Consider the following 9,224-nt stretch of genomic DNA (forward strand, 5'->3'; position numbering starts at 1 on the left):
TAAAGCAGTTCCAGCTTTTGTTGAATCAAAGGGGGTTCCCATGAGGTGAGTTTTCTGATTCATCCTGTTCAGGAGGATCAGTTCATGCCTAACCCGCTTTCCGCCGATATTCGTGCCCGTTTTGAGGTGCTCTTTGCTCAAGGCCTTACGGGCCGCGAGATTGCGCGCCGTCTGATGATTTCGGCGGCCTCCGCCTCGCGTTTGTCTCAAAGGCTCAAACGCGGATTGCGCCTGACACCCGCCGACAACCCGCGCAATACCGGTCATGGGCGGTTGGCTCCGCACCTCGATTTTCTCATCGAGCTGATCCATCAGGACCCGGACATCACGCTCAGGGAATTGCAGGGGGCCTTGGCCGATGCACATGATGTGAGCGCATCAGTCTCTGGTATCGATCAAGCGCTCAGGCGGCTGGGATACTCGTACAAAAAAAGAGCCTCATTGCGGATGAACGCAAGCGCGCAAAGGTAAGACGCGCAAGGGCGGATTGGTTTGCCCATCGTGTTCCGGCGATCAGCGCGATGCCTGAACGCGTTGTCTTTCTTGACGAAACCTCCGTCAAAACGAACCTGACACGCCTCCGGGGGCGCTCCCTGCGCGGGACGAGATTGACGGCATCTGCGCCGTTTGGGTCATGGGGAACCCAGACCTTGATCGCCGGACTGGGGCCATCCGACCTGATCGCGCCATGGGTCATTAAAGGGGCGATGGACGGCCCCGCCTTTGTCGCTTACATCCGCGACGTGCTGATCCCCGAGATCGAACCCGGCACCGCCGTCATCCTCGACAACCTGGCCACGCACCGCAACAAGGAGGCCGAGGCGCTTCTGGGCGAACACGGCTGCTGGTTCCTCTTTCTGCCGCCCTACAGCCCGGACCTGAACCCAATCGAGATGGCCTTCTCGAAACTCAAAGCCCACCTGAGACGCATTGGAGCGCGCTCATTCACAGGGTTGTTCGAAGCCCTCAGTGAAATCTGTGACCTCTACACCCCGCAAGAATGCTGGAACTACTTTTGCGAGGCCGGATATGCTTCTACGTAAACTGGAACTGCTTTAATCTTTTGGCTCCGGCGGTAGGGATCGAACCTACGACCAATTGATTAACAGGGAACGACTCGCCAAGGGTGGTTCGCCGTACTTGATCAGTAAAATAAGGTAAAGCACTGTTCTGCAACGAAAAACAAGTTGTGCAACCTCCGATTGAGATCGCATTGTGTCGGCATTGAATGTTGCAGAGGATGTTGCAGAGATGCCTAACCACAACCTGACCACACGCCCGGCCATTGCGAAGATCAAGCACGCACCGGGAACCATCATGTATTCCGACCCATCAGTGAAACCGGACCCTGACGCTCGCGGCATCCGCCTTGCTGTTGGTGCCACGAAAAAGACGTGGGTGCTGTCCAAGCGCATCGACGGCAAGGTGCGTTCCGTCACGCTGGGCGCATGGCCGGACCTGCCGACCGTCTTTGCCGCCCGTGATGTGGCGAAGGAAAAGATGGCGGCGATCACCACCCGCACAGACGACCGCTCGACGGGCATTCACACACTGCGCGATGCGATGGACTCCCACATCGAACAGTCGGACGCATCAGAGCTGACGAAGACCTACTATCGCGAGCAGATTGACCGCCACCTTGCAAAGCTCTTTGACCGGCCCATTGACGAGTTGACCCTGCCGGACCTCGAACGCGCCCTTGCGCCCTACACATGGGAAAAGATGGCGCTGCCCATCGAAACCAAGCGGCACACCATGACCGAGATGCACCTGAAAAACGGCTCGTCCGTGGTCTGTGTTCCGGCTGGGCAAGATGGCGAGCAGGCTCGTGGCTACGGCGTCAAGAATGGTCTTCTCCTGTTTGATGAAGCGGCGTTCATCCCAGATGCCGTCTATGGCTCGACACTCAGCATCGCGGAAGATAACGCAAAGACAATTCTGATCACCACACCGGGCGGCAAATCCGGCAAGGCCTATGAGATGTGGTCTGACAGGGAAATGTATCCCGAAGTCGAACGCATCCGGGCCTGTTCACTCGATCTGCCGCGCATGGCGAAACTCGTCGAGCGGCAGCGCAAAGTGCTTTCCAAATTCGAGTTCGATGTTGAACACGGCCTCAATTGGATGGGCCGGGGCCAGCAGTTCTTCGACTCGGCGGCGATTGCCGCGGCCTTCACAAACACCCCACAACTCAAATTAGGAGACCTCTATGCAGGGCTTGGTTGAACAGGGCGAGGACTTGATCCTGCCAAATGCGGACCCGGCGGTTGAGATCGTCAAAGGCCACAGGCGGTTTTTGATTGGTCTCGATATAGCGCAGGCCCAAGACAGAAATGCCTACTCGATTCTGCTGGATGAGCGAGTGCCTTACTACGATGCGAATGGGCGGCAGGAACTGACCAAACGCCGCCGCGAGATCGTGCGGGCGGACATTTGCCCGCTATGTCATACGCGGACCTCGCCATCGTGACCCGGAACCTGATGTTGGACCCGGCAATCGCAGGCCGCGCCTATCTCGTGGTTGACGCGTCAGGCGTCGGGCGAGCTTTCTGCGACATTCTCAATACCAAGTCAGTCCAGCACACCCGCGTTCAGATGGTGGCCGGTGAGAACGAGACGGAATCGAAGGAACGCGGGCGCACTTTCAACAACGTGGGGCGCAACCGGCTCTTGTCGGCGCTGAACTCGGCCATTCACACGGGCGACCTGTCCATCGGAAACTTCGAGGCTCGCGACTTGCTCAGACAAGACCTCGAAAGCTTCGAGGCCGATGTGGGGGCAAGCGGGCGCGTGAGGATTGAGGGCGGTACGTCTTTTGGCCATGCCGATCTTGCCGTATCCGCCGCGCTGGCCTTTTGGCTGTCCGATCACCGCAGCGTCGGCGCACATATCGGTGAGGCCCCGCTACGGGGTTACTGGTGATGAAACCCGCGCTGTCGCCTCGGTTGAGATCGTTGCGCCTATGGTTGCCCATCGAACACCGCGAGAGACGCAGCAGAACCGGGGTAGCAGGCGCGAGGCGGTGTTTGCGGGGGCACGGGTAGGGGGAACAGCCTTGCACCCGCGCTGTGGCGTCGGAATCAGACTGGACTTGCGCATGGGAAAACTAGAAGAATGGAGACCGATTGTGAGGTGCACACATTGGAAGATTTCGACCACATTACCACTGAGGCGGATGCCTTGATCAAACCGGACATGCCGGCAGTTCTCGAACGCACCAACTTGTCGGTAAACGTGCAAGGCTTCCTGCTGCCCGTATTCGAGGCGCTTTCGAACTCGATGGACGGAATTGAACAGCGTTTTGACGACCAAGCATCTCGCAAGGGAAAGATCCTCGTCAAATTCGAAAACCTAAATGACCCTAACAAGGTGATGATCAGCGTCACCGACAATGGTGTAGGTCTGAATGACGAAAACTATAAATCGTTTCGGACGCCTTTCAGCGGATACAAACTCAGCAAGCGCGGACGCGGGTTTGGCCGCTTCATAGCATTCAAGGTGTTTTCGCGTATTCACTATTCCAGCAGGTTTGAAACACCTGCTGCCGAGGCGACAAAGACCTTCCGCTTTGACATCTCGCAGGACGAGGAAATCATTTTCCACGACGGTGAGCCTGATTTTTCCGGCTGCGGTTTGTGTGTCGAGTTGGATGAGCCGCTGACTGAATGGTTCGAGCTTATCGGCGGACTGTCAAAGCAGGATGTAAAGGATCAAATTGGTTCGCACTTTCTACCGTATTTCTTGTATCGTGGTTTGCCTGAAATTCATCTGCAATTCGACGATGAAGAACCAGAAAACATCACCAGCTATTTCAAGGCAGTTTTCGTTGAACATGCCGCGGGCCATATCGACACCTCCATCGACGCCGCAACATGCACTCTAAACTATACGCTGACCAAGATACCCAAGACGCGACAGTTCAAAAGTCATTGCCTTCTTTTCGCCGCGGCGGATCGAATTGTTGGACACCCACGTGACCTTTCAAACAAGCTGGGTGCCACGCATTTCGTGGACGAGGACGACAGCAAGTTTATCATTGTTGCAGTCGTGCGAGGCGATGCCTTTGAAACCCGCCTGAACGACTCGCGCACCAGCTTGGACCTGCCGCCCAAGGCAGTTGAAGAAATCGTGGGCGCTGTCTGTGACAAGATTCAGGACCGAGAAAAGCAGCAGATCGAAAAGATCAAAACCGGGCAGGCGCAGAAACTCAATATTGCTTTGCACGAAAACCCGATTTTGCGCTTGGGCCTCAAGGGGCAATCGCTTTCGGAGTATGTCGCCAAGAAACCTAATCACTGGGGGCCAGAAGAGTTCGTTCAAGACCTCGCGTTGTCCCGGTATCGCAACACAGGAGATTTGCTCAAGCAGATAACTGAGGCGGCAAATGATCCAGATTCATACGCTGAAAAGATTAAGGATTTGGCGAGCCGCATTGATGCCGGAAAGAAGGAAGCACTTGCTGAGTATGTCATCCATCGCAAGAGCATTATTGAGCTGCTCGACGCGGCTCGAAAATTCGACGACTCAAAGAAGCGTGGTTCTGAGGATGAAGTACATTCCCTGATATTTCGCCGGTTCAGTGACAGTGTAGATGTTGAGTATTTCCAGCATAACCTTTGGCTGATCGACGACGCCCTTGCTTTCTTACCGTATGTGTCGAGTGATCGAACAATGCACGGTGGCGGGCGTAAAAAAGGCGACAAGGTCACGGACCTTTTGTTTTATGACGATACGATGGTTTTGGGTGACGAGGATGGCACGACTTTGACTATCGTTGAGTTCAAGAAGCCGAGCCGAGACGATTACAGCTTTGGCCCAGCCAAATCTGATCCGGTGACGCAGGTCATCGACACACTGGAAAAGGCAATTGCTGCTGGCGGCATCACTCGAACGGATGGCGCCCACATGTCATTTGAGCGGGTTGCACGCCGCAGTGCCTTTATAATCGCTGACTTGACCCCGAGTTTGATCAAAGTCCTAAAACGCCACAATTTTCAGAATCCCCACGATCCCAAGATTTGGACGCAGTATTTTGACAACGGCGAGATTTTTATTCAGGCGTTTGGTTATGACACTTTGGTTTCAATGGCTAAGAAGCGCAACCAAGCTTTCAGCAAAGTTCTGCTAGATGAATGAAAGAGCTTTAGTCTAGTTTCTTCGTTGCCTTCTGGCCTTTGCGATACCATTCGATAACGGTGTCGACTTGGACATTTGGGTCGTTGTCCATGTATTCTTCGATATAGCGCACCGCGCCAGCCTTTCGCCCGCTGACCAACGGGCCACCCGGTCGATCCGGGTCAATCCACGCGCTGATGATCGCATAAACGGCTTCAGGGTGATGATCGGGCCATTGCTCCCCGACGATGCCGAGGGCTGCATGTGCGGATGCGGGCGACAAGCTTCCGCGTGGGCCAAGGTCTGCGAGAATCTTGCCAGCCACGTCGTGGAGGTAGGCCGATACCCAAGTAGGCAATGGCTGGACCGGATCGTGCCTTTCAAGGTATTCCCAAGCTCTAAACGCCACCTCCCGTGTGTAGCGGCGAGACAGCACACCTTTGTCGTTCCTGCCGGTTGGTGCGCCGGTGGAATCGTCGCTGTCCATCGGCCTTTCAGGCTGGACATCTCCGAGTTCTTTCTCGAACGCGACAAGCTCTTGGGGCGTCAGCTTGTTAGGTTCGCGCCCCTGCTGCCCCATGTCCCAGACCTCTCTCTATATGCCAGTAAATCGCCACGGCCAGCATCCACTCGGAACGTGGCTAACACATGGCTTTATACGAAAGGAGCCAATAATATGACCATATCACTTGAGGAAAAAACCCTCACATCCATCCAGCAAATGAGCAAGACGCAACTTGCTAGGGCGCTCGCGATCTTGGCGACGCGAGTCTACGAGTGTGACGTGTCTTTTGATGGCGGCAGTGTTGTCGTCAGAGGGCAACGCTTGAATCCAAAAATCGACGAAGATCGCGCAGTGCTCGCCATTCTCATGGCCGACAAAGAGTTCGACTACTTTGTCTCGTCTGTTGAAGACTTGGCAAGCGAACTTCGAGATTTGCAAAATGTCTGGTTCGACGCAGCAAACCAGCTCAAGCTGGGGGTGGCGGCATGACCGACAATCAAACTGACGATCGTGCACTTGCCGAAGTCGAAGCCGCGCAGCGCGTGATCAATCACTACATCGGCGAAAACTTTGTGACTGACTTCTGCCATGACGAGCGCGGCCTGCTTGGCTTTTGCTATGATCCGCACTGCTTCGCTGATCGTGCGAAACGCTTGGCTGACGGCGACACTGCCTGATTGTTGTAGAGTTGTTGCAGAGCCTGCCAGAAACGACAAAGGCCCATCGCGAGATGGGCCTTTAGGTCATTGATCTCTTGAAGAGATTTTGGCTCCGGCGGTAGGGATCGAACCTACGACCAATTGATTAACAGTCAACTGCTCTACCGCTGAGCTACGCCGGAACGGTGCAGCGCGTATAGCAATCTGAAAATATGGCGTCCAGTGACATTTGGAAGAATTTCCAAGTTTTTTTGCCTCTGCCGGTAACCCCCGGGAAAGCGCGCAATTTCGGGCTTGGGCTCTGTTGTGATGGCGTCGGTTGCGATCTGGCTTGGGGCTGCTGGAATTCGATCTGTCCAGGGCACAATCCGCTTTGCGCGCCATATATGCGCGCGCCAGGGCGAGTCGGAGGGGGGGACCCATGATGTGCGTTTCTTGGGCAGGGAGGCGGGAATCTGCCATGCTGCGGCGATCCGCTTTGGAGTGATTGCGATGCCGGGGCGGCGCATCTGTCGCAGTGAATGCAGACAATTTCGATATTGACTGTTAAATTGTTTCGCTTACTACTGCCGGCGTTTCGATCATGAAGGGGGTTGCGTGATGAGCGATCAGAGAGACACCAAGGATGCTGTCCTGAAATCGATGCGCCTGCGATGCCCGAAATGTGGCGAGGGGCATCTGTTCAGCGGTTACCTCAAGGTCGCGCCAAGTTGCGATAGCTGCGGGCTTGATTTCACGCCGCAGCGTGCCGATGACGGTCCGGCCTATATCGTGATCCTGCTGGTCTGCCATTTCGTGGGGGTTGCGTTGCACTTTCTGTACCGGCCGTTTCTCGATAATCCGCTGATGTTGGCGGTGATCCTGAGCGGCGGGGCGATTGCGCTGTGCCTTGTGCTGCTGCCTCCGGTCAAGGGCATGGTGATTGCCGTGCAATGGGCGCGGGGCATGCATGGGTTCGGAGCCCGGCGCGTCTGAACCTGTCGGCGGCTTTTGCCGTGCGGTAGCCGGGTGTCAGCCCATGAACGTGTTCGGAACCAGTGCTGCCGCCAGCAGGTGCAGGTTTTCGCGCAACCTGTCGCGGGTCGCTGGGCCGCCAAGACTGACCCGCAGAAACTCTTGGGGTTGACCGAGTACGGTAAAGGCGTCCGAGGGCATCAGGCCCAGGGGGCGCCGCGCCATGCGGGCAACCACATCGGCCCGCCCCACGCCTTGCGGCAGTTCCAGCCAGATGTTGAAGGCATTCGGCGCGCAGTCAAAGCGAGTGCCTTGCAGGGCCTCGGCGGCGATCTGCTGGCGCGCGGCGCTTTCGGAACGGATGAAGCGGCGGATGCTGTCGGCGGTTCCGTCCTCGATCCATTGCGTGGTCAGCGCCATCGACAGCGGCGAGGGCATGACCGACAGCGCCCGGATCGCCTGGGCCAGGTGCTGGGCACAGCGCGGTGTCGGCGCGATGGTGAAGGCGAGCCGCAGCCCGGCCCCGATGCATTTTGCCAGCCCGCCAATATGCCAGGTCAGCTCGGGTGCGTGCAGCGCAATGGGCGCGGCGGTCTTGGCGGGGATAAAGCCATAGGCGTCATCCTCGATCAATGTCAGTTCGAACCGGTTGAGGATCTCGGCGATCTCGAGCCGGCGCGCCTGCGGGATGGTTCGTGTCGTCGGGTTTTGCAGGGTCGGGTTCAGGTAGAGCGCCCTTGGGGCGTGGGTCTTGATCGCGGCGATCAGCGCATCGGGCAGGATGCCGTGCTCATCCGTTTCAAGCCCGATGGTGTTCAACCGGAACCGGCCCGCGATGTTGCGAAAGCCCGGATAGGTGATCGCCTCGCACAGCACCGTGTCGCCCGCGCGGGTGATCAGCGACAGGATCGCCGCCATGGTGGCATGGGCACCGGGGGTGACGGCGACGCGGTCCAGAGCGGGCGCCATGCCGCGCATCGACAGCCAGCTTGACGCGGCAACCCGGTCGCGTTCGGACCCGGTGGGGGATTGATAGCGCAACAGGTCGATCAGGTTGGCCGAGACATAACCCAGCCCCTCTTGCATTTGCCGTGTCAGGTCCGGGGGCATGTCCTCGGGCGGCATGTTCATTGCCAGGTCGGCCTCGCCGGCCCGAGACGGATCGGGGCGGTCGGCCACTACGCGCCCCTTGACGAATGTGCCGCGGCCCACATGGCTTTCGACATGCCCGCGGGCCTGGGCCTCGGCATAGGCCCGCGAAACGGTGGTAAAATCGATCCCCAGGGCCTCGGCCAGCTTGCGCTGTGGCGGCAGGCGCATCCCGTCGGTCAGGCGTCCGTCCTTGATGTCCTGCGCAATCGCGTCGGCAATCGCGAGGTATCGCGGCTTGCCCGGTGTCAGGCTTTCGGGTGTCCAGTCGAGCATCGCTTGGGGTTCCGTTTTCCGCAGGTGTAGGCGAATCAATCGCGATATTGAAGGCCGAATTGTATGGATTGACCGTGTGGGACACTTTTCTTGGCTGAATTTCTGGCGGCCGCTGCCTGTTTTTCGAGTAGATCGACGCACCAACGCAGCCGCCATTCCCCAAGGTCTGGACCCCGCAGCGCGAGCGTACCACGCTGGTTCTTGGCGCGGCGGGCATCACCTCGGTGCTCTGGGCGATCGGCTTTCACCCGGATTATTCCTGGATCGAGGCTGGCGTCTTTGATCCGCGTGGCAAACCTGTGTTCAAACGCGGCGTGATCGCCCATGAGGGGCGCATTTCATCGGCCTGGGCTGGTTGAACACCTAGGGGGCGGGCCGGTTCCTCGGCATTGAGGGGGACAGCAGATACCTTGCCGGGCGCATCGCCGAGCAATTGGCGGCGCCGGCGTAACGCGCGTGGCTCCGGCGGGGGGGGGGGGGGGGGGGGGGGGGGGGGGGGGGGGGGGGGGGGGGGGGGGGCGGCGCGGGGCGGGGGGGGGGGGGGGCGGGGGCAGTGACAGAGAGTG

11 protein-coding genes and 1 tRNA gene are annotated in these 9,224 nt (G+C 58.1%); 8 read left to right on the forward strand and 4 right to left on the reverse strand.

All coding sequences use genetic code 11. The features are described 5' to 3' along the window. Positions 1-84 precede the first annotated feature (84 nt). From ACP15R_RS07640 to ACP15R_RS07660, 5 genes are all read left to right on the forward strand, one after another. Positions 85-1,043 (forward strand): IS630 family transposase gene (locus ACP15R_RS07640; protein WP_424985805.1). Its coding sequence is split into 2 segments (ribosomal slippage): positions 85-426 and positions 429-1,043, totalling 957 coding nucleotides; the frame shifts between segments, so codons are not numbered across the junction. A 208-nt stretch (positions 1,044-1,251) separates the two neighbouring features. Further along, positions 1,252-2,226, forward strand: a complete 975-nt coding sequence (locus tag ACP15R_RS07645) for an integrase arm-type DNA-binding domain-containing protein (protein WP_424985806.1) — start codon at positions 1,252-1,254, stop codon at positions 2,224-2,226. Next, positions 2,210-2,470: a hypothetical protein gene (locus ACP15R_RS07650; RefSeq protein WP_424985807.1), complete on the forward strand. Its 261-nt coding sequence runs from the start codon at positions 2,210-2,212 to the stop codon at positions 2,468-2,470. Before ACP15R_RS07645 ends, ACP15R_RS07650 begins: the two co-directional genes overlap by 17 nt. Next, complete coding sequence (locus ACP15R_RS07655; protein WP_424985808.1) at positions 2,443-2,922, forward strand: hypothetical protein; 480 nt, start codon at positions 2,443-2,445, stop codon at positions 2,920-2,922. Before ACP15R_RS07650 ends, ACP15R_RS07655 begins: the two co-directional genes overlap by 28 nt. A 219-nt stretch (positions 2,923-3,141) precedes the next feature. Next, complete coding sequence (locus ACP15R_RS07660; RefSeq protein WP_424985809.1) at positions 3,142-5,136, forward strand: ATP-binding protein; 1,995 nt, start codon at positions 3,142-3,144, stop codon at positions 5,134-5,136. Positions 5,137-5,143: 7 nt separating this feature from the next. Here the strand turns inward: ACP15R_RS07660 and ACP15R_RS07665 are convergent, their stop codons facing one another. Next, the gene (locus tag ACP15R_RS07665; protein ID WP_424985810.1) at positions 5,144-5,695 is read right to left on the reverse strand and encodes a hypothetical protein; all 552 of its coding nucleotides are present in this window, start codon (positions 5,693-5,695) and stop codon (positions 5,144-5,146) included. Positions 5,696-5,791: 96 nt separating this feature from the next. On the opposite strand from ACP15R_RS07665, the gene ACP15R_RS07670 reads away from it, so the two are divergent. Next, positions 5,792-6,109: a hypothetical protein gene (locus tag ACP15R_RS07670; protein ID WP_424985811.1), complete on the forward strand. Its 318-nt coding sequence runs from the start codon at positions 5,792-5,794 to the stop codon at positions 6,107-6,109. Beyond that, entirely contained in the window at positions 6,106-6,297 is a 192-nt protein-coding gene (locus ACP15R_RS07675; protein ID WP_424985812.1) for a hypothetical protein, read from the forward strand. Before ACP15R_RS07670 ends, ACP15R_RS07675 begins: the two co-directional genes overlap by 4 nt. Before the next feature lie 89 nt (positions 6,298-6,386). Here ACP15R_RS07675 and ACP15R_RS07680 read toward each other — a convergent pair. Next, positions 6,387-6,461 (reverse strand) — tRNA-Asn (locus ACP15R_RS07680). A 418-nt stretch (positions 6,462-6,879) separates the two neighbouring features. Here ACP15R_RS07680 and ACP15R_RS07685 point away from each other — a divergent pair. Next, on the forward strand, positions 6,880-7,254 hold the full coding sequence (locus ACP15R_RS07685) for a DUF983 domain-containing protein (protein WP_424985813.1): 375 nt from the start codon (positions 6,880-6,882) through the stop codon (positions 7,252-7,254). A gap of 36 nt (positions 7,255-7,290) precedes the next feature. On the opposite strand, the gene ACP15R_RS07690 is transcribed toward ACP15R_RS07685, so the two are convergent. Further along, positions 7,291-8,658, reverse strand: coding sequence for a PLP-dependent aminotransferase family protein (locus tag ACP15R_RS07690; RefSeq protein ID WP_424985814.1), 1,368 nt, complete (start codon positions 8,656-8,658; stop codon positions 7,291-7,293). A gap of 35 nt (positions 8,659-8,693) precedes the next feature. Further along, positions 8,694-8,984, reverse strand: a complete 291-nt coding sequence (locus ACP15R_RS07695; RefSeq protein WP_424985815.1) for a hypothetical protein — start codon at positions 8,982-8,984, stop codon at positions 8,694-8,696. Positions 8,985-9,224: the final 240 nt, after the last annotated feature.

The organism is Microbulbifer sp. S227A (genome assembly GCF_049800935.1).

Coding starts and splice junctions, on each gene's coding strand:
- ACP15R_RS07645 (WP_424985806.1), top strand. CDS start 1,252: ATGCCTAACCACAACCTGACCACACGCCCGGCCATTGCGAAGATCAAG.
- ACP15R_RS07650 (WP_424985807.1), top strand. CDS start 2,210: ATGCAGGGCTTGGTTGAACAGGGCGAGGACTTGATCCTGCCAAATGCG.
- ACP15R_RS07655 (WP_424985808.1), top strand. CDS start 2,443: ATGTCATACGCGGACCTCGCCATCGTGACCCGGAACCTGATGTTGGAC.
- ACP15R_RS07665 (WP_424985810.1), bottom strand. CDS start 5,695: ATGGGGCAGCAGGGGCGCGAACCTAACAAGCTGACGCCCCAAGAGCTT.
- ACP15R_RS07670 (WP_424985811.1), top strand. CDS start 5,792: ATGACCATATCACTTGAGGAAAAAACCCTCACATCCATCCAGCAAATG.
- ACP15R_RS07675 (WP_424985812.1), top strand. CDS start 6,106: ATGACCGACAATCAAACTGACGATCGTGCACTTGCCGAAGTCGAAGCC.
- ACP15R_RS07685 (WP_424985813.1), top strand. CDS start 6,880: ATGAGCGATCAGAGAGACACCAAGGATGCTGTCCTGAAATCGATGCGC.
- ACP15R_RS07690 (WP_424985814.1), bottom strand. CDS start 8,658: ATGCTCGACTGGACACCCGAAAGCCTGACACCGGGCAAGCCGCGATAC.
- ACP15R_RS07695 (WP_424985815.1), bottom strand. CDS start 8,984: ATGGGCGATCACGCCGCGTTTGAACACAGGTTTGCCACGCGGATCAAA.